The following is a 22427-nucleotide window of genomic DNA, read 5'->3' on the forward strand; positions in this document are numbered from 1 at the left end:
GCCATTCGAGAGAACCGCCATGCATGCACTCAAGCCCCTGGCCCTGGTGGCCACCCTGCTCGCCACCACCCCCGCCATCGCTGCCAAGGCGAACGAACCCGACACCCCGTTCAGGGACTGCAAGGACTGCCCCGAGATGGTCGTGCTGCCCGCCGGCAGCTTCACCATGGGCACGCCCGAGAACGAGCTCGGCCGCCAGCCCGACGAGGGCCCGCTGCACACCGTGACCTTCGCCAGGCCCTTCGCCATCAGCAGGTTCCAGGTGCTGGCCAGGGAGCTGCAGGCCTGGCAGCGCGAGGCCAAGGTCACCCTCCCCGATGGCGACGACCGCCCCGGCCGCCTGTGCAGCAACGGCAAGCCCAGCTACCCGCAGGGCCCCGAGCAGCCCGCCGTGTGCATCAGCTACGACGAGGTGAAGGCCTATGTCGCCTGGCTGTCGAAGAAGACCGGCAAGCACTACCGCATGCTCAGCGAGGCCGAACGCGAGTACGCCGCCCGCGCCGGCAGCGAGGGCCCGTTCCCCTTCCCCCTCGACGAAGGCAAGGACTACAGCATCGCCCGGCACGCCAACACCTACGGCGCCGCCGACGGCTACAACTACACCTCCCCGGCGGGCAGCTTCCCGGCCAACGCCTTCGGCATCCACGACATGCACGGCAACGTCTACGAATGGGTGGCCGACTGCCAGAACGACGACTACCAGGGCGCCCCCGTCGACGGCAGCCCGTGGCTGGCCGGCAACTGCGCATCCCGCATGATCCGCGGCAACGACTACTCCGAGGCGCCGATCTTCTCCCGCTCCGGCAACCGCAACGACCGCGACCCCGCCACCCGTGGCGACTGGCTGGGCTTTCGCGTCGCCCGCGAGCTCTGAGCCCGCCGCGCCGCCGCGCTAAATCCACCCCGCGACGACTCGTCTTCTCTCTACACAGCCCCAGGTTCACCGCCAGGGGCTGCCTCCCCATGCGGTGAACGAGGCAGATTCCATGACTTCATCCCCACGCAGCGCCACCCGAGAACTCCTGAGCCTGATCAAGCCTTACCGCTCGACCCTGTTCGTCTCGATCCTGTGCGGCATCCTCGGCGGCCTGAGCGTCACGGCGCTGCTGGCCACGGTCAACCAGGGCCTGCACAGCGAGGCCGGCATCGACAGCCAGGTCGTGCTGGCCTTCGTCGGCCTGTGCGCCGTCGCCCTGCTGGCCAGCATCGCCGCCGACATCGGCAGCAACTCGGTGGGCCAGCGGGTCATCGCGCTGCTGCGCAAGGACCTGGGGGCCAAGGTGCTCGCCGCGCCGATCGAGCAGATCGAACGCTATCGCACCCACCGGCTCATCCCGGTGCTGACCCACGACGTCGACACCATCAGCGACTTCGCCTTCGCCTTCGCCCCCCTGGCCATCTCCATGACCGTGGTGCTCGGCTGCCTGGGCTACCTGGCCACGCTGTCGCTGCCGATCTTCGCGCTCACGCTGCTGGCCATCGGCATCGGCTCGGCCGTGCAGTTCGTCGCGCAGAGCAAGGGCCTGCGGGGCTTCCACGCCGCCCGCGACGCCGAGGACAACCTGCAGAAGCACTACCAGGCGATCTCCGAGGGCGCCAAGGAACTGCGCATCCACCGCCCGCGCCGCCAGCGCATGCTCAAGGACAACATCCAGGGCACCGCCGACTTCATCTGCCAGACCCATATCCGCGCGATCAACATCTTCGTCATCGCCAAGAGCTTCGGCTCGATGCTGTTCTTCGTGGTGATCGGCCTGGCCCTGGCCATGCAGTCGATCTGGCCGAGCGCCAACCCGGAGGTGATGAGCGGGTTCGTCCTCGTCCTGCTCTACATGAAGGGGCCGCTGGAGAACCTGATCGGCAACCTGCCCATCGTCGGCCGCGCGCAGATCGCCTTCCGCCGCATCGCCGACCTGGCCGAGCGCTTCTCCTCGCCGGAGCCGCACCTGCTGCTGGACACACCGCCCCAACCCGCCCCCGCGCTGCATCGCCTGGAGCTGCGCAACGTGCAGTACGCCTTCCCGGCGGTGGACGGCAACGCCCCGTTCACGCTCGGCCCGATCGACCTGGATGTCGAGGCCGGCGAGATCCTCTTCATCGTGGGCGAGAACGGCTGCGGCAAGACCACCCTGATCAAGCTGCTGCTGGGCCTGTACAGCCCGCAGCAGGGCGAGATCCGGGTCAACGGCCAGGCCGTCGACGCCAAGGGTCTGGACGAGTACCGGCAGCTGTTCACCACGGTGTTCGCCGACTACTTCCTGTTCGAGGACGTGCTCGCGTCCGACCGGGCCATCCCCCAGGACGCCACCCGGTACCTGGAGCGCCTGGAGATCGCCCACAAGGTCAGCGTCAAGGACGGCCGCTTCACCACCACCGACCTGTCCACCGGGCAACGCAAGCGCCTGGCACTGGTCAACGCATGGCTCGATGAACGCCCGGTGCTGGTGTTCGACGAATGGGCCGCCGACCAGGACCCGACCTTCCGCCGCATCTTCTACACCGAGCTGCTGCCGGACCTGAAGCGCATGGGCAAGACCATAGTGGTGATCTCCCACGACGACCGCTATTTCGACATCGCCGACCAGCTGATCCGCCTGCAGACCGGCAGGATCACCCACGACGCCCCCGCCCTCGCCTGACCCCTTCGCGGCGGGCGCCCCGGCGCGCCCGCCCAGCTTCCCCGCCACCTCCGGCAAAGCGCCCCAGGCGCCTAAATCCCGCTCGCCAGCCTTCGTCTTCATGACAACGTTTGTTTTCAGCCGACGGCGACGAGATCGACAATGAAGCAACTCCCCTCCCTGCCCGATGACGACCTGCTGGCCCTGCTGCTCGCCGACGAGGGCGAACCGAGCGACGCCATCCGCCGCCTTCCCGATCCGGGCCCCCGCCCGCTTTCATTCGCGCAGCAACGCCTCTGGCTGGCGCAGCAGATCGATCCCCAGGGCTCGGCCTACAACCTGCCGCGCGCTTTCACCATCCGTGGCCCGTTGCAGGCGAACCTGCTGGAGATCGCCCTCGGCAAGGTCGTCGACCGGCACGACATCCTGCGCAGCCGTTTCGAGGCCGCTGACGGCACGCCCAGTCAGTGCGTGGACGCCTCCGCCACCGTGCCCCTGGAGGTCCACGACCTTTCGGCGCTGGCCGCAGCGGAGCGCGAGGAGCGGCTCGCCCGGCACATCCGGCGGGAGGCCGCGACGCCCTTCGATCTCGCCCGGGCGCCGCTGCTGCGCTGCACGCTGCTGCGCATGGGCCGCGATGAGCACACCCTGCTGCTGACCCTGCATCACATCGTCTCGGATGCCTGGTCCAACCCCATCCTCATGCAGGACCTGACAAGGGCCTACGTGCAGGCGGCGAACGGCGACGACCGCCCGTTGCCGCGCCCCGCCATCCAGTACGCCGACTACGCCCACTGGCAGCGGGAGGTCTACCCGGGCAGCGCCGCCTTCGAGAGCGCCCACCACTACTGGCGCACCTACCTGGGCACGGACATCCCGCCGCTCGCCCTGCCCCTCGACCGGGCACCGCAGCCCACCGCCCCGGCGACGGCCCGGCAGCTCGCGCACGACCTGCCGGGCGACCTGGTGCAGCGCCTCGGCGCACGCTGCCAGGCGCTTGGCGTGGCGCCCTTCGTCATGCTGCTGGGTGCCTGGCAGCTGCTGCTGGCGCGCTACAGCGGCCAACGCGAATTCACCGTCGGCGTTCCCAACGCCGGGCGCAACCGCGCCGAAACCCAGGAGCTGGTGGGCTGCTTCGTCAACACCCACGTCTACAAGGCCCGCATCGACGGCGCGCAGACCGGCCTGGCATTCCTCCAGGGGTTGCGCCAGCAGTCGCTGGCCGCCATGGAGCATGCCGACTACCCCATCGAGTACCTGCTCGAACACCTCGACCTGCAGCGCAGCGCCGAGGGCAACCCGCTGTTCCAGACGCTCTTCAACTGGCGGGTCGCCGACGCGGGCACTGTCGCGCCGGCCCTCGCCGGCCTGTCCATCGAGCCTCTGGAAGCGGGCGAGCAGGACGCCAAGTTCGACCTCTCGCTGGACGTCGAATCCTCGCCCCACGGCCTGCGCGCGACCCTGGAATACCGCGCCTGCGCATTCGACGAGGACACCGTGGCCCGCATCGCCCGCCACTGGCAGCACCTGCTGCAGGGGCTGGTGGAGCACCCCGAGCGCCCCCTCGGTGAGCTCGCCACCCAGCCCGAGCAGGAACACCAGGCACGCCTGGCGCAGAGCCGTGGCCCGGTCGTGGCGCCGGCCCTGCAGCCCATCCACCTGGCCATCGCCGACCAGGCAAGGGCGACCCCCGAGGCCCCGGCGGTGCTGTTCGAGCAGCGCACCCTGAGCTACGCCGAACTGGAGCGCCAGGCCAACCGCCTGGCGCACCGCCTGCTGGCCGAGGGCGTGGGCCCGGAGGTGCGCGTCGGCATCGCCCTGCCCCGCTGCCCGGAGCTGGTCATCGCCCTGCTCGCCGTGCTCAAGGCCGGCGGCGCCTACGTGCCGCTGGACCCGGGCTACCCGCGCGAGCGCCTGGCGTACATGATCGAAGACAGCGCCATCGCCGTGCTGCTCACCCAGGCCGCACTGGCAGGGCAGCTGCCCGTCCCCGATGCGCTGCCGACCCTGGAACTGGATGCGGCCCGGCCGATCTGGAGCGAGGGCCCGGCGCACGCCGTCGACGCTGCCGCCCACCCCGAACAGCTCGCCTACATGATCTACACCTCCGGCTCCACCGGCCGTCCCAAGGGCGTGCAGGTGCGCCATGGCGCGCTGAGCAACCACATGCAGTGGATGCGGGGCGCGATCCCCCTGTGCGCCGAGGACCGGGTGCTGCAGAAGACCGCCATCAGCTTCGACGCCTCGGTCTGGGAGTTCTGGCTGCCGCTGATGTGCGGCGCGCAACTGGTGCTGGGCTCCTCCGCATTGGCCGAGGACCTGTCGCTGCTGTGGCGGGAAGTCGCCGAACACCGCATCACCCACCTGCAGATGGCCCCCTCGCTGATGCGCGGCCTGCTGCCCCACGTCCAGGCCGGGCAACTGGATTCCCTGCGCCTGCTAGCGCTCGGCGGCGAGGCCCTGGACAACGCGCTGCTGTGCCAGATCGGCCAGCACTGGGCCGGCCCCCTGGTGAACCTCTACGGCCCCACCGAAAGCACCATCGACGCCTGCTTCCAGCGCTTCGACCTCGCCGAGGCGCCCGGCGAGGCGATGCCGCCGATCGGCCGCGCCATCGACAACCTCGCCTGCTACGTCCTCGACGAGCACCTGCAGCCCTGCCCCGTCGGCGTCAGCGGCGAGCTGTACATCGGTGGCGCCGGGCTCGCCCGGGGCTACCACGGCCAGCCCGCGCTGACCGCCGAACGCTTCGTCGCCGACCCGTTCTCGGACGGTGGCCGCCTCTACCGCACCGGCGACCTGGCCCGCTATCGCCAGGACGGCCGCCTCGAATGCCTGGGGCGCACCGACCACCAGGTCAAGATCAGGGGCCTGCGCATCGAACTGGGCGAGATCGAAGCCGCCATCGCCCAGCTGCCCCTGGTTCACCAGGCCGCCGTGCTCGCCGTGGACATGGCCGCCGGCCGCCAGCTGGTGGCCTACTGGAGCCCCCGCGAAGCCACCCGGGGTGACGAGCAGGCGCTGCGTACGGAGCTGATGCAGGCCCTGGCGCAACGGCTCCCCGAGCACATGGTGCCCGTGCACTGGGTGATGCTCGACCGCCTGCCGCTGACCCCCAACGGCAAGCTCGACCGCGCCGCGCTGCCCCACCCCGATGCCAGCGCCACCCAGCGCCCCTGGCAGGCGCCGCAGAACGAGCTGGAGCGCCGCATCGCGGCGATCTGGCAGGAGGTGCTCAAGCGCGAGCGCATCGGCATCGACGAGAACTTCTTCGAGCTGGGCGGCGACTCCATCCTGTCGATCCAGGTCGTCAGCCGCGCCCGGCAGGACGGCCTGCGCTTCACCCCCAGGGACCTCTTCAACAACCAGACCATCCGTGGCCTGGCCACCGTCGCCCAGGTGCTGGAGCACGACGCGCCCGTGGCGGACCAGGGCCCGGTGACCGGGGCGGCACCGCTGCTGCCCGTGCAGCACGCCTTCTTCGAGCGTGAACTGCCCCAGCGCCACCACTGGAACCAGTCGGTGCTGCTGCGACCGGCCCAGCCCCTGCAGCCCGACCTGCTGACCCGCGCCCTGCACGCGCTGGTCAGCCATCACGACGCCCTGCGCATGGCCTTCCACCAGCGGGCCGATGGCTGGCACGCCGAGTACCGGGGCCTCCACGACGACCCGGAACTGCTCTGGCAGCACCGCCTGGAGCGGCTGGCGGACCTGGAGCCCCTCGCGCAGCAGGCCCAGCGCAGCCTGGACCTGGCCAAGGGCCCGCTGCTGCGGGCGCTGCTGGTGGACTGCGCCGACGAAGGCCAGCGCCTGCTGGTGGTGATCCACCACCTGGTGGTCGACGGCGTTTCCTGGCGCATCCTGCTGGACGACCTGCAGACGGCCTACCGCCAGTTCCAAGCCGGCGAGCCCCTGCAACTGCCGGCCAAGACCAGCGCCTTCAGGCAATGGGGCGAGCGGCTCCAGGCCTACGCGGCCACCCAAGCCGGGCAGGCGCTGCCCTGGGCCGACGAGCCCGCGTGCGGCGACGCGCTGCCGGGCGCCCGGGCCGATGCCAGCCTCTCGTCCCGGCACGCCGAGACCGTCGACATCTGCCTCGACCCGGAGCGCACGGCGAAGCTGCTCAACAGCGCCCCCGCCGCCTACCGGACGCGGATCAACGACCTGCTGCTCACCGCCCTCGCCCGGGCCCTGTGCCGCTGGACCGGCGCCCCGTCGGCCCTGGTGGAGCTCGAAGGCCATGGCCGCGAAGACCTGTTCGACGAGCTCGACCTGACCCGCACCGTGGGCTGGTTCACCAGCCTGTACCCGGTACGCCTGGCCCCGCAGCGGGACATCGGCGCCTCGATCAAGGCGATCAAGGAACAGCTGCGCGCGGTCCGCGACAACGGCATCGCCTTCGGGGCACTGCGCTACCTGGGTGACGAGGAAACCCGCCGACGCCTGGCGGCGCTGCCCACCCCGCGCGTCACCTTCAACTACCTGGGCCAGTTCGACAGCAGCTTCGACGACGCCTCGGGCGCGTTCCTGGCCCCCTGCGCGGGCCCGAGCGGCGACGAGCGCGACGCCGCCGCGCCCCTGGGCAACTGGCTGACCATCAACGGCCAGGTGTACGACGGCCGCCTCGGCCTCAGCTGGACCTTCAGCCGCGAGATGTTCGACCGCGACGCCATCGCCGCCGTGGCCAACGACTGCCTGGCCGAGTTCGAGCAACTGGTGGAACACTGCTGCACCGGGCGCGCCCTGGGCGTGACGCCCTCGGACTTCCCCCTGGCCCGGCTCGACCAGGCCCAGCTGGACAACCTGCAAATCGCCCCGGACGACATCGAAGACATCTTCCCGCTGTCGCCCATGCAGGAAGGCCTGCTGGTGCACACGCTGCTCGAACGGCATTCCGGCATCTACTTCATGCAGGAGTGCTACGTCATCCGCGAGGCGCTCGACTACGCCGAGTTCCGCTCCGCCTGGCGCCAGGTGATCCAGCGCCACGAGGCGGTGCGTGCCTCCTTCGTGTGGAACACCGGTGGCGAGCTGCTGCAGGTGATCCGTCGCGCCCCGGAGGTCGATGTCGCGCTGCTGGACCTCAGCCTGCTGCCCGCCGACGAAGCCAAGGCCCGTATCGAGGCCATGCTCGAAGCGGAGCGCAAGGCCGGCTTCGACCTGGCCGATGCGCCGCCGATCCGCTTCCACCTGTTCCGCCTGCCCGACCAGACCCACCTGTTCGTCATGAGCAACCACCACATCCTGCTCGATGCCTGGTGCCGCTCGTTGCTGATGGCCGACTTCTTCGAGATCTACCGCGCTCGCCTGGAAGGCCGCCAGGAACACCTGGAGACGCCCTACCGCTTCCGCCACTTCATCGAATGGCTGCAACGGCAGGCGCCCGAAGCCGCCGAGGCGTTCTGGCGCCAGCAGCTCGAAGGGTTCGAGCAGCCCACCGCCCTGCCGATGGACAGGCCGCCGGTGGGCGAACAGGCGGCACCGTCCGCCATCGACGACAACTACACCTGGCTGGAGCTCGACGAGAGCCGCCTGCTGCAGGAGCGCGCCACCCAGCACCGCCTGACCCTGAACACCTTCGTCCAGGCGGCCTGGGCCCTCACCCTGCACCACCATTCGCGGGCCCGGGACCTGGTCTTCGGCGTGACCGTATCCGGCCGCCCGGCGCACATCCCGGAGATGCAGCGCACCGTGGGGCTGTTCATCAACAGCGTGCCCCTGCGCGTCGGCATTCCCGAACCGCACCTGGGCACCGGCGTGCTCGAATGGCTGCAGGGCATCCTCGCGACCAACGTCGCGATGCGCGAGTACGACTACCTGCCGCTGGTGAAGATCCAGGCGTGCAGCGAGCTGCAACCGGGCCTCTCGCTGTTCGACACCCTGTTCGTGTACGAGAACGCCCCGCTCGACGATTCGGTCGGCGAGGACGCCAGGAACCTCGGCGTGGCCGCCGAGTCCTCGCGCACCCACACCAACTACCCGATCACCGCCGTCATCTACCCCGGCGAGCAGATGGGCCTGCACCTGTCCTACGACACGCGCTACTTCGACCGCGCGACCATGGACGCGATGCTCGCGCGCTTCCGCGGCTTCCTGGTCGCCCTCGCCCATGGGCTGGAAGGCCCGGTCGAGCCGTTGCTGGACGCCGGGGCGGACGACCCCGAGCAGGTCCTGCGCCATAACCGGACCCAGGTCGGGCACGACCTGTCGACCGGCTACGTGGCGCAGTTCGAGGCCCGCGTCGACCGCCACCCCGAGCGGATCGCCGCCTCCTGCGAGGCCCGCAGCTGGACCTACCGCGAGCTGGACGGCCACGCCAACCGCCTCGGCAACCGCCTCGTCGAGGCCGCAGTGGTGCCCGACCAGGCCGTGGCCCTGCTGGCGGACCGCGACCTCGAACTGCTCGGCATGATGATCGGCACCTTCAAGGCCGGGGCCGGCTACCTGCCCCTGGACCCCAGCCACCCGGACGAGCGCCTGAGCGACATCCTGCAACGCAGCCGCGCACCGGCGCTGGTCTGCACGGCGGCCCATCGCCAGCGCGCCCAGGCACTGATCGCCGGCGCCCGGCGGGAGATCGAGCTGATCGTCTGGGAGTCGTTGCCGCACGGCCCGCACCGCGAGGCGCGCCCCGGCATCCCGACCGGGCCGCGCCACCTGGCCTACGTGATCTTCACCTCCGGCTCCACCGGCCAGCCCAAGGGCGTGATGGTCGAGCAAGCCGGCATGCTCAACAACCAGTTGAGCAAGGTGCCCTACCTCGGGCTGGACGAGCACGACGTCATCGCCCAGACCGCCTCCCAGGCCTTCGACATCTCCGTCTGGCAGTTCCTCACCGCACCGCTGTATGGCGCCCAGGTACGGATCTTCCCCGACGCCGTCTCGCGCCACCCCGCCGCGCTGCTGGAGCAGACGCGTGCGCACCGCATCTCGGTGCTGGAGATCGTCCCGGCCCTGATCCAGGCGATGCTGGAGGAGCCGCCCCAGCCCCTGCCCGGGCTGCGCTGGCTGCTGCCCACGGGCGAGGCCCTGCCGGCGGAGACGGCCGCCGCCTGGCTGCGCCGCTACCCGGGCATCCCCATGGTCAACGCCTATGGCCCCGCCGAGTGCTCGGATGACGTGGCGTTCTGCACGCTGACCCCGGCCTCCGCCCAGCGCCCCGTCGTGCCCATCGGCCACCCCACCGACAACAACCGCCTGTACCTTCTGGACGACTACCTCGCCCTGGTTCCGGACGGCGCCACCGGCGAGATCGGCGTGGCTGGCGTCGGTGTCGGCCGCGGCTACTGCGCCGACCCGGTGCGCACCGCCCTGCAGTTCGTGCCCAACCCCTTCGCCCTAGTGCCCGGCGAACGCCTGTACCGCACCGGCGACCTGGCCCGCCGGCGCACGGACGACCACGCCCTCGAATACATCGGCCGCGTTGACCACCAGGTGAAGATCCACGGTTTCCGCATCGAGCCCGGCGAGATCGAGGCCCGCATCGCCCAGTACCCCGGCATCCGCGAGGCCGCCGTACTGGTCTGCGACAGCGGCCGGGGCAAGCAGCTGGTGGCCTTCCTCACCCTGCACGAAGGCGCCGAGGCGCTGGCCGAGGACCTCGAGCCGCTGCGCGCCTTCCTCAAGAGCCAGCTGCCCGCCTACATGGTGCCGCCGCTGTTCCAGGTGCTGGAGCAGATGCCGCGCAACGCCAACGGCAAGCTCGACCGCAAGGTGCTGGCGACCCTGGAGCTGCGCACCGCCGCGCAGCTGCACCGCCCGCCGGAAGGCGCCCTGCAGGAAGGCGTCGCCGCCATCTGGCGCGCCGTGCTGGGCATCGAGCAGGTCGGCCAGGACGACAACTTCTTCGCCCTGGGCGGCAACTCGCTGCTGGCGACCCAGGTGATCTCGCGGGTCCATCTGGAGCTGAAGATCGAGGCGCCGCTGGCCAGCCTGTTCGAAAGCGCGACCTTCGAGGATTTCGCCGGCCGGCTCGCCGCCCACCAGACCCCCACCACCGATTCTGACCTGAGTGATCTGTTCGATCTGCTCGATGTGCTGGAGACGCACTGATGCAAAGCCACTCCCTGTCCGCCCTGGTCGAACGCTTCATCAAGCTCCCCGCCGAGCCGCGCAAGACCCTGTACCGGCAGATGAGCGACAAGGGCATCAGCCTGTCGCGCCTGCCCATCCCGGTCACCCGGGGCCAGTTCGAGCACCTGCCGCTGTCCTTCGCCCAGGAGCGCCAGTGGTTCCTCTGGGAGCTGGACCCCACCAGCACGGCCTACAACATGCCCCTGGCCCTGCGCCTGCGCGGCCCGCTGGACCGCGCCGCCCTGCAGCATGCGTTCGACGGCCTGGTGGCGCGCCACGAGAGCCTGCGCATCCGCTTCTACGAGCACGACGCCCGCCGCTACCAGCGCGTCGAGGTAGCGGCGCCGCTGGCCATCGTCGACGAGACGCTGCCGCCGGGAACCGACCTGCACAGGCACCTGGAAGCGCTGATCGACGAGCCGTTCGACCTGCTCACCGGTGACCTGCTGCGGGTGCGCCTGATCCAGCTCGGCGAGCAGGACCACATCCTGCTGCTGGTGCAGCACCACATCATCTCCGACGCCTGGTCCATGCAGGTGATGGCCCAGGAACTGGTGCAGCTCTACAGCGCCCGCCAGGCCGGCCAGCCGGAAGCCCTGGAGCCGCTGCCCATCCAGTACGGCGACTACGCGCTCTGGCAGCGGCACTGGATGGAAGCCGGCGAACGCGACCGCCAGCTGGGCTGGTGGAAAACCCAGCTGGGCGCGCACCACCCCGTGCTGGAACTGCCCACCGACCGCCCCCGCCCGGCCGTGCAGAACACCCAGGGTGCCAGCCTGGACGTACCGCTGCCCGCTGCGCTGGCGCGCCGCCTGCACGCCCTGGCCCAGCAGGAAAACGCCACGCCCTTCATGCTCCTGCTGGCCTCCTTCCAGGCCCTGCTGCACCGCTACAGCGGCCAGCAGGAAATCCGCGTCGGCGTGCCCGTGGCCAACCGCCAGCGCGCGGAAGTCCAGCGGCTGATCGGCTTCTTCGTCAACACCCAGGTGCTCAATGCGCGCTTCGAGGAGAACCCCGGCTTCCGGTCCCTCCTGCAACAGGTCCGGCAGCTGGCCCTGGGCGCGCAGACCCACCAGGACCTGCCCTTCGAGCAACTGGTGGAAGCCCTGCAACCGGAGCGCAGCCTCAGCCACACGCCGCTGTTCCAGGTGATGTACAACCACCTGCAGGCGGAGCGCGGCACGCCAGACCAGGGCTCCTCCGAGCTGCAGGTCGAGCCGGTGCCGCGCGAGGTGCGCAGCGCCCAGTTCGACCTCAGCCTCACCACCTTCGAATCGGCGGAAGGCCTCACCGCCACGCTGGTGTACGCCACCGACCTGTTCGACGCCGCCACCATCGAGCGCATGGCCGGCCACTGGCTGGGCCTGCTGGAAGCCATCGTCGCTCAACCGGATACGCCCATCGCCGAACTGCCGCTGCTCTCGCCCAGCGAGCGTGAAACCCAGCTGCACGGCTGGAACGCCACGGCCACCGCGTACCCGCTCGATACCCCGGTGCACCAGCTGATCGAGACCCAGGTGCAGCGCGCTCCCGATGCGCCGGCCCTGGCCTTCGGCGCTGACACGCTCAGCTACGCCGCACTCAACCAGCGCGCCAATCGCCTGGCCCATGCACTGATCGCCCAGGGCGTCGGGCCGGACAGCCTGGTGGGCATTGCCGTCGAGCGCTCCATCGAAATGGTCGTGGGCCTGCTGGCGATTCTCAAAGCCGGCGGCGCCTATGTGCCCCTGGACCCGGAATACCCCGCCGAACGCCTGGCCTACATGCTCGACGACAGCGGCGTGAACTTGCTGCTGAGCCAGTCGCACCTGGACCTGCCGCTGGCCGAAGGCGTGCAGCGCATCGATCTGGACATTGAGTCGCTGGCTGATTTCCCGGAAACCAATCCGGGTGTCGCACTCGATCCCGAAAACCTCGCCTATGTGATCTACACCTCCGGTTCCACCGGCAAGCCCAAGGGCGCCGGCAACCGTCATTCGGCGCTGACCAATCGGTTGTGCTGGATGCAACAGGCCTATGGCCTGGATGCCAGCGACAGCGTGCTGCAAAAGACCCCGTTCAGCTTCGACGTATCGGTCTGGGAGTTCTTCTGGCCGCTGATGACCGGCGCTCGCCTGGTCGTTGCTGCCCCGGGCGATCACCGTGACCCGGCCAGGCTGGTGGCGCTGATCGAGCGCGAGAACATCACCACGCTGCACTTCGTCCCTTCCATGCTTCAGGCCTTCCTGCTCGACCCGCAGGTGGAGCGCTGTGTCAGCCTCAAGCGCATCGTCTGCAGCGGCGAAGCACTGCCGGTGGATGCCCAGCAGCAGGTCTTTGCGCGCCTGCCGCAAGCCGGGCTCTACAACCTCTACGGCCCCACCGAGGCGGCCATCGACGTCACCCATTGGACCTGCGTCGACGAAGGCAAGGACGGCGTGCCCATTGGCCAGCCCATTGCCAACCTGGGCTGCTACATCCTCGATGCCAACCTCGAACCGGTGCCGGTGGGCGTCCTCGGCGAGCTGTATCTGACTGGTGTCGGCCTGGCCCGGGGTTATCACCGTCGCCCGGCGCTGACCGCCGAGCGCTTCGTCGCCAATCCCTTCGTGGCCGGCGAGCGCATGTACCGCACGGGCGATCTGGCGCGCTACCGGGAAAACGGTGTGATCGAATACGCCGGCCGTATCGACCACCAGGTGAAGATCCGTGGCCTGCGTATCGAGCTCGGCGAGATCGAGGCGCGGCTGATGGAACTGGATGAAGTCCGCGAAGCCGTGGTGCTGGCCGTCGATCAGCGCCTGGTGGGTTATGTGGTACCCGCTCAAAGCGATCTGGACACCGAGCAGCTGGCCAGCCAGTTGCGCAATGGGTTGCCGGACTACATGGTCCCGGCCCAATGGGTGCTGCTGGAGTCCATGCCGCTGAGCCCCAACGGCAAGCTGGAACGCAAGGCGCTGCCACAGCCGGATGCCGTGCAGTCGCGCAAGGAATACGCGGAGCCGCAAGCCGGCCTGGAACGCCAGCTGGCGGATATCTGGCAGGCCCTGCTCGGGGTCGAGCGGGTTGGCCGCCACGACGGCTTCTTCGAGTTGGGTGGGCACTCGCTGCTGGCCACTCAGGTGGTGTCGCGGGTGCGCCAGCAGCTGCAACGGGAGGTGTCGCTGCGCACGTTGTTCGAGCACCCGCAGCTGAGCGATTTCGCCCGTGCCATCGAGCGACCACTGGCCCAGGCCGAGCCGCCGCTGCTGCCGGTTTCCCGCGAGCAGCCGCTGCCGCTGTCCTATGCCCAGGAACGGCAGTGGTTCCTCTGGCAGCTGGAGCCGGAAAGCGCCGCCTACCACATCCCCTCGGCGCTGCGCCTCAAGGGCACGCTGGAGATCGCCGCCCTGGAGCATGCCTTCAGCGACCTGATCGCCCGGCACGAATCGCTGCGCACGCACTTCGGCCAGCAACAGGACACCACCGTCCAGATCATCGCCGCGCCCTACCCGCTTTCCATCGACGTGGATCACCTGGCGGCCACCGCCAGCGCCGAGAGCTGGCTGCAAGCGGAGATCAGCCGTCCGTTCGACCTGCGCCGGGGGCCCCTGCTGCGTGCCCGCCTGCTGCGCCTGGACGAGCGCGACCACATCCTGGCGGTCACCCTGCACCACATCGTCGCCGATGGCTGGTCCATGCAGCTGATGGTCGAGGAGCTGGTCCGGCTCTACCACGGTCATGCGCAAGGCCTCGCCACCAGCTTGCCGGCGCTGCCGATCCAGTACGCCGACTACGCCGCCTGGCAACGCCAGTGGATGGACGCCGGCGAACGTGACCGGCAACTGGCCTACTGGACCGCGCAGCTCGGCGGCGAGCAACCGGTGCTCGAACTGCCGCTGGACCACCCGCGCCCGGCCGTCAGCCGCCACCTGGGGGCTCGCCTGCACGTCGAGATCCCTGCGGAACTCACCGCCCACCTCAAGCAACTGGCCCGCCAGCACGACGTGACCCTGTTCACCCTGCTGCTGGCCTCCTTCCAGGCCTTGCTGCACCGCTACAGCGGCCAGGCGGACATCCGCATCGGCGTGCCCATCGCCAACCGCAACCGCCTGGAAACCGAGGGCCTGATCGGCTTCTTCGTCAACACCCTGGTGCTGCGCGCCGAACTCGACGGCCAGATGCCGCTGCCGGCCCTGCTGAAGCAGGCCAGGCAGGCCCTGCTCGCCGCCCAGGCGCACCAGGACCTGCCCTTCGAGCAGCTGGTGACCGCCCTCTCGCCCGAGCGCAGCCTGGCCCACAGCCCACTGTTCCAGGTGATGTACAACCACCAGACCGCCAGCGGCAGCGAGCGCGCCCTGCCCGTGATCGCCGACCTCGAAGTCGACGCCATGGGCTGGAGCCACCACACCGCCCAGTTCGACCTGACCCTGGACACCTTCGAGCGCCAGGGCGACGACGGCACCTTGCAGGCGATCCTCACCTACGCCACCGACCTGTTCGAAGAGGCCACCGTGCAGCGCCTGGCCGATCACTGGCGCAACCTGCTCACGGCGATGGTTGCCAGCCCCAACCAGCGCCTGGCCGAGCTGCCGATGCTCTCGCCAAGCGAGCAGCAAGCCAACCTGCTGGCCTGGAACCCCGCACCCACGCGCTTCCCGGTGGAGTCCTGCCTGCACTCGCTGTTCGAGCAGCGCGCTGCCGAGGCGCCCGACTCCATCGCCCTCAGCTTCGAGGACCAAAGCCTGGCCTATGGCGAACTCAACCGCCGCGCCAACCGAATAGCTCATCGCCTGATTGCCGAAGGCGTGAAGCCAGACACCCTGGTCGGCCTGGCCGCCGGGCGTGGCCTGGAGGTGATCGTGGGCTTGCTGGCCATCCTCAAGGCGGGTGGCGCCTATGTGCCGCTGGACCCGGCCTACCCGGAAGACCGCCTGGCCTACCTGATCGAAGACAGCGGCTTAAGCCTGTTGCTGGCTGAAGACGGTGCCCGCGAGCGGCTGGCCATTCCCGCTCAAGTCCGCGTCCTGGCGCTTGAGACCGACGATGGGCAAGGCCGCGACGACAACCCCAACGTAGCCCTCAGCCCCGCCAACCTGGCCTATGTGATCTACACCTCCGGCTCCACCGGCCAGCCCAAGGGCGCCTTGCTCAGCCACGCCAACGCCCTGCGTTTGTTTACGGCCACCGATGCCTGGTTTGGCTTCGGCCCCCAGGACGTCTGGAGCCTGTTCCATTCCTTCGCCTTCGACTTCTCGGTATGGGAGATCTTTGGCGCGCTGCTCTATGGCGGCCGCCTGGTGATCGTCCCGCAGTGGGTGACCCGCTCGCCGGACGAGTTCCATGCACTGCTCTGCCGTGAAGGCGTCACCGTGCTCAACCAGACGCCGTCGGCCTTCAAGGCGCTGATGGGGGTGGCCTGCGCGGCGAGCGATCAGGCGTCGGCGCTGCGCTATGTGGTCTTTGGCGGTGAAGCGCTGGAAGTGAAGGGCCTGGCGCCCTGGTTCGAACGCTTCGGCGATAGCGCACCGCGCCTGGTGAACATGTACGGCATCACCGAAACCACAGTTCACGTCACCTGGCGCCCGCTGTCGAAGGCCGATCTGCACCAGGCCGCCAGCAGCCCCATCGGCGAAGCCATCCCCGACCTGACCTGGTACCTGCTCGATGGCGCCCTCAACCCGGTGGCCCAGAGCTGCACCGGCGAGCTGTATGTCGGCGGCCCCGGCCTGGCGCGGGGTTACCTCAAGCGCCCGGCATTGAGCGCCACACGCTTCGTGCCCAACCCCTTCTCCAAGGACGGCGAACGGCTGTACCGCACCGGCGACCTGGCGCGCTACCGCAGCGATGGCGTGATCGAGTACATCGGCCGCCTGGACCAGCAGGTGAAGATCCGTGGCTTCCGCATCGAGCTGGGCGAGATCGAAGCGCAGCTGCTGGCGCACGCGTCGATCCGCGAAGCGGCGGTGCTGGCCCAGGACGGCAACGCTGGCCCGCAACTGGTGGCCTACCTGGTGCCCGGCGGCGACTTCGACGAGGCCCCGCTGCGCGAGGCCCTGAAAGCCCACCTGCGCGAGCACCTGCCGGACTACATGGTGCCGGCGCACCTGCTGTTCCTCGACCACCTGCCGCTGACCACCAATGGCAAGCTCGACCGCAGGGCGCTGCCGGCGCTGGATGCCGGCGTGGTGCAGGCCGCCTACGTGGCGCCGCGCAACGACCTCGAACGGGGTATCGCCGACATCTGGCAGGACATCCTCAAGGTCGCGCGCATCGGCGTGACCGATAACTTCTTCGAGCTGGGCGGGGATTCCATCATCTCCATCCAGGTGGTGAGCCGGGCGCGCCAGGCGGGCATCCTGTTCACCCCGAAGGACCTGTTCCTGCACCAGAGCGTGCAGGAGCTGGCCGCCGTCGCGCGCCTCGGCGATGCCCAGGTCATCGACCAGGGGCCGGTGACCGGGCCGCTCGCCCTGCTGCCCATCCAGCAGACCTTCTTCGACACCGACATCCCCCAGCGCCAGCACTGGAACCAGGCCGTCCTGTTGCGCCCGACGGTGGCCCTGCAGCCGGCGCGCCTGGAACAGGCACTGGCGGCCCTGCTGGTCCACCACGACGCCTTGCGCCAGGGCTTCGAGCAGCGGGACGGCGCCTGGCAGGCCCAGGTGCTCGCACCCGACGCCCTGCGCCCGGTGCTCTGGCACCGCCAGTTGGCCACGACCGCTGAGCTCGCGGCCCTCGCCGACCAGGCCCAGCGCAGCCTCGCCCTGGAATCGGCCGAGCTGGTCCGTGCCGTGCTGGTCGACCTGGCCGACGGCAGCCAGCGCCTGCTGCTGGCCATCCACCACCTGGCGGTGGACGGGGTTTCCTGGCGCATCCTTTTCGAGGACCTGCAAAGCCTCTACCGCCAGCTCGACGCCGGGCACGCACCGACGCTGCCCGCCAAGACCAGCGCCACCAAAGCCTGGGCCGAGCGCCTGCACGGCTACGCCGCGAGCACCGCCGGCCGCGCCGCCCTGCCCTACTGGCTGGCGCAACTGGCCGACGCCCCGGTCGACCTGCCTTGCGACAACCCCCACGGCAGCCTGCGCAACAGCCAGGCCAGGACCCTCAGCAGCCACCTCGACCAGGCCGCCACCCGGCGCCTGCTGCAGATCGCCCCGGCGGCCTACCGCACCCAGATCAACGACCTGCTGCTGACCGCCCTCGCCCGCGTCGTCGCCCGCTGGAGCGGCCACCCGGACGTGCTCGTGCAGCTGGAAGGCCACGGCCGCGAGGACCTGTTCGATGACATCGACCTGACCCGCACCGTGGGCTGGTTCACCAGCCTGTTCCCGGTGAAGCTGAGCGTCGGCGACGACCTGGCCGGCTCGATCAAGGGCGTCAAGGAAGCCCTGCGCGCCCTGCCCGACAAGGGCCTGTCGTTCGGTGCCCTGCGCCACCTGGGCGAGGCCGACACCCGCCAGCGCCTGGCCGCCCTGCCGAGGCCGCGCATCACCTTCAACTACCTGGGCCAGTTCGATAACAGCTTCGACGATGCCGAAGGCGCGCTCTTCGTGCCGGCGCCGGAAGGCAGCGGCCAGGAACAGAGCGAGGAGGCCCCGCTGGGCAACTGGCTGACCCTCAATGGGCAGATCTATGGCGGCGAGCTGAACATCGGCTGGACCTTCAGCCAGGACATGTACGACGAGGGCACCATCGCGCGCCTGGCCGAGGCTTACAGCCGCGAGCTGCACGCGCTGATCGAGCATTGCTGCAGCGCCGGCAGCCGGGGCGCGACGCCGTCGGACTTCCCCCTGGCCGGGCTGACCCAGGCGCAACTCGACAGGCTGCCGCTGGACCTGGCGGCGATCGAAGACATCTACCCGCTGTCGCCCATGCAGCAAGGCATGCTGTTCCACACCCTGGAGGCCTCGGAAGCGGCCTACTACATCAACCAGATGGCGGTGGACGTCGAGGGCCTGGATGCCGAGCGCTTCGTCGCGGCCTGGAACGCGGTGATCGCCCGCCACGAGATCCTGCGCACCGGCTTCTGCAGCGAGAGCCACCTGGCCCAGCCCCTGCAGGTGGTCTACCGCAGCGCCCGCCTGCCGGCGACGCTACTGGACTGGAGCCAGCGCGAGGTGACGCCCGAGGCCCTGCTGGCCCTGGCCGAGGACGAGGCCGCACGCGGCTTCGACCTGCTGCAGGCGCCGCTGATGCGCCTGACCCTGGTCACCCTGGGGGACGGCCGCGCACACCTGGTGTGGACCAGCCACCACATCCTCATGGACGGCTGGAGCAACTCGCGCCTGCTGGGTGAAGTGCTGGAAACCTACAACGGCCTGGAGCCCGCGCCGCGCCGTGGCCGCTACCGCGACTACATCGCCTGGCTGCAGGCCCAGCCCGGCGAACCCCTGGAAGCCTTCTGGCGGCAGAAGCTGCAAGCCCTCGAAGGGCCGACCCTGCTCGCCGACCACCTGGCACCGCGCCCCGACGCCCACGGCGTCGGCCACCAGGCGCTGTACCTGCACTGGGACCGCGACGCCACGCAGCACCTGCGCGAGCAGGCACAGCGCCTGCGCGTCACCCCCAACACCCTGATCCAGGCCGCCTGGCTGTTGCTCCTGCAACGCTGCACGGGGCAGGCCACCGTCTGCTTCGGCGCCACCGTGGCCGGCCGCCCCACCAGCCTGCCCGGCGCCGACGAGATGCTCGGCCTGTTCATCAACACCCTGCCGATCATCCAGACGCCGCGCCCCGAGCACTCGGTGCGCCAGTGGCTGGAGCAGCTGCAGGGCTACAACGTCGAAGTGCGCGAGCGCGAACACACCCCGCTGGCGGAGCTGCAACGCTGGTCCGGCCAGGGTGGCCAGGCGCTGTTCGACAGCATCATCGTGTTCGAGAACTACCCGGTGGACGAACGCCTGCAGGAGGCCGAGCAGGAGCACCTGCGCTTCGGCAAGGTCAACGGGCGCGACGTGACCAACTTCGCCATGGACCTGGCGGTGCACCTCGAAGACACCTTCAGCATCGAGTTCCTCTACCTGCGCAACGCCTTCACCGAAGAGGCCGTGCAGCTGATCCGCAGCAGCTTCGAAACCCTCCTGCGGGCGCTGCTGGCGCAGCCGGACGCGCGCATCGGCAGCCTGCCGATGCTGCCCCCGGCGGAGCAGGCGCTGCTCGAGGAGCAGAACCACTTCCTGCCCTCGCAGGCCCAGCCGCTGCTGGCGGAGCAGATCCGCCGGCACGCCCTGGTGCAGCCCGAGGCGATCGCCGCGGTGTGCGCCGGGCACAGCCTGAGCTACGCCGAACTGGAGCAGCGCGCCACCCACCTGGCCGCCGAGCTGAGCCAGCGGGGCATCGGCCCGGAGAGTATCGTCGGCGTCGCCCTGGAGCGCTCGGTGGACACCCTGGTGGCCTTCTACGCGGTGATGAAGACCGGGGCGGCCTACGTCCCGCTGGACATCGAGCACCCCGCCGAGCGCCTGCGCTGGGTGGTGGAGGATTCCGCCATGCGCCTGCTGATCAGCAAGCGCCCGCTGTGCGAGCGCTTCGACGGCTTCTGGGCAACGCCGCTGCTGCTGCTCGACGAGCCGCTGCCCGCACGTGCCGCCGATGAGCTGCCGGTGCACGCCGAAGGGAGCCACCTGGCCTACCTGATCTACACCTCCGGCTCCACCGGCAAGCCCAAGGGCGTGGCGGTGGCCCACGAGGCCATCCGCATGCACTGCCAGGCCATCGGCGAGCTGTACGAGATGACGGCGCAGACCCGCGAGCTGCTGTTCATGTCCTTCGCCTTCGACGGCGCCCAGGAACGCTGGCTGACCACCCTGTCCCACGGGGGTTGCCTGGTGATCCGCGACAACCGCCTGTGGACCGCCGAGGAAACCTGGCAGGCCCTGCACGAACAGCGCATCGACATCGCCTGCTTCCCGCCCGCCTACCTGCAGCAGCTGGCCGAATACGCCCAGGCCCGGGAGCAGTCGCCGCCGCCGGTGCGGGTCTACTGCTTCGGCGGCGACGCGGTGGCCGAGGCCAACTTCGAGCGGGTCAAGCGCGCGCTGAAGCCGGTCACCCTGACCAATGGCTACGGCCCCACCGAAACGGTGGTCACGCCGATGCTGTGGAAGACCGCCGCCAGCGGCACCTGCGGCGCTCGCTACGCGCCCATCGGCTCGCGGGTCGGCCAGCGCAGCCTCTACGTGCTGGACGGCCACCTCAACCCGGTGCCGCGCGGCGTCGCCGGCGAGCTCTACATCGGTGGCGAAGGCCTGGCACGCGGCTACCACCAGCGCCCAGGGCTCACCGCCGAACGCTTCGTCGCCGACCCCTTCTCCATCGGCGGCCGCCTGTACCGCACCGGTGACTGGGTGCGCCAGCGCGCCGATGGCGTCATCGACTACCTCGGCCGCCTGGACAACCAGATCAAGATCCGTGGCTTCCGCATCGAGCCGGGCGAGATCGAGGCGCGCCTGCGGGCCCTGCCCGGCATCCAGGACGCCGTGGTGGTCGCCCGCGAGGTCAACGGCAGCCAGCAACTGATCGGCTACGTGTCCGGCGCCGCCGACCTGCAGGGCGACAGCCTGCGTGCGGCGCTGCAGGGCGAGCTGCCGGAGTACATGGTGCCGGTGCACATCGCCGTGCTGCCGGCGCTGCCGCTCAACGCCAACGGCAAGGTCGACCGCAACGCGCTGCCGGCGCCCGACCTCAGGCTGCGCACCTTCGTCGCACCGCGCAACGACACGGAACGCGCCCTGGCGGACATCTGGCAGGAGGTGCTGGAGATCGAGCGGGTCGGGGTCACGGACAACTTCTTCGAACTCGGCGGCGACTCGCTGCGCATCCTCAAGGTGCTGTCGAAGCTGCGCGCCCGCCCGGAACTCGGGCTGACCCTGAAGCTGCGCGACATGATCGGCAAACCCACCATCGCCGAGCTGTCCGGCTACGACGAGCAGGTACGCGAACCCGATCCGCTGCTGGCGCTCAACACGCCCGGCCAGGCCGGCGCGGCGCTGTTCTGCCTGCACGCGGGCTTCGGCACGGTGTTCGACTACGAGCCCCTGGCCCGGCGGCTCGAAGGGCGCTGCAGCGTCCATGGCATCCAGTGCCGCATGCTGCTGGACCGCGACTGGCAGGACCACTCCCTGGAGGCCATGGCCATCGACTACACCCGCTTCATCCGCCGGCAGCAGCCCGAGGGGCCGTACCGCCTGCTGGGCTGGTCGCTCGGCGGCGCGCTGGCGTTGCTGGTGGCCCAGGAGCTGGAGCGCCAGGGACAGGAGGTCGAGCAGGTCGGGTTGGTGGACTGCTTCACCCCGGTCGGGTCGCACGAGGACGACGGCGAAGGCTGGGAGCGCGAGCTGAGCGCCTTCCTCGCCACCCTGCTGGGCGTGCCCGCTGATGCGCTGCCGAGCACGCCGCTGCCCCCGGGCAGCGATTCGCAGGCGGTGCGCCGCTGGATCACCGGGGCCCTGGAGGCTGCCGGCGGCGATGTCGCCCGCTCGGCCATCACGGCGGACGAGCTGGCCCAGACCTTCCTCGCGGCGATGAAGCTCAAGCACCTCTCGCTGGCCTGGCGGCACGTGCCCCGCATCGCGGCGCCGACGGCCTGCTGGTGGGCGACGCAGGGCCGGCCCGCCGGCGAGCAGCGCCTGTTGCAGGGTCACTTCCCCGCTGCCGGCTCGCACCAGGCCGTGGCCGCGGGGCACTACGACATCCTGCGCCACCCGGCCCTGCTCGACGACCTCCTCGACTGGGTGCTGGACAGCGAGCCGGTCGCAGGCTGACACCCGCCCC

Annotated in this window: 3 protein-coding genes and 2 pseudogenes; all 5 read left to right on the forward strand. The window is 70.1% G+C overall.

Annotation, left to right across the window (positions count from 1 at the left end; translation table 11 throughout):
- Window positions 1–19 precede the first annotated feature (19 nt).
- The 5 genes and pseudogenes from pvdO (at window position 20) to HSX14_RS17115 (ending at window position 22417) form a co-directional block, all read left to right on the forward strand.
- Window positions 20–874 (forward strand): dihydropyoverdine dehydrogenase, encoded by an 855-nt coding sequence (gene pvdO, locus HSX14_RS17100; RefSeq protein ID WP_173178045.1) that lies wholly within the window; start codon window positions 20–22, stop codon window positions 872–874.
- 112 nt (window positions 875–986) lie between these two features.
- Window positions 987–2639 (forward strand): cyclic peptide export ABC transporter, encoded by a 1653-nt coding sequence (locus HSX14_RS17105; protein WP_173178044.1) that lies wholly within the window; start codon window positions 987–989, stop codon window positions 2637–2639.
- A 141-nt stretch (window positions 2640–2780) separates the two neighbouring features.
- Window positions 2781–8687, forward strand: a pseudogene (locus HSX14_RS17110) (amino acid adenylation domain-containing protein); the annotation flags it as partial.
- Between the two features lie 147 nt (window positions 8688–8834).
- Window positions 8835–10583 (forward strand): annotated as a pseudogene (locus HSX14_RS31795) (amino acid adenylation domain-containing protein); the annotation flags it as partial.
- Between the two features lie 86 nt (window positions 10584–10669).
- Window positions 10670–22417, forward strand: a complete 11748-nt coding sequence (locus HSX14_RS17115) for a non-ribosomal peptide synthetase (RefSeq protein WP_228723453.1) — start codon at window positions 10670–10672, stop codon at window positions 22415–22417.
- Window positions 22418–22427 lie beyond the last annotated feature (10 nt).

The sequence above is a fragment of the Pseudomonas tohonis genome, assembly GCF_012767755.2.
GTDB lineage: Bacteria > Pseudomonadota > Gammaproteobacteria > Pseudomonadales > Pseudomonadaceae > Metapseudomonas > Metapseudomonas tohonis.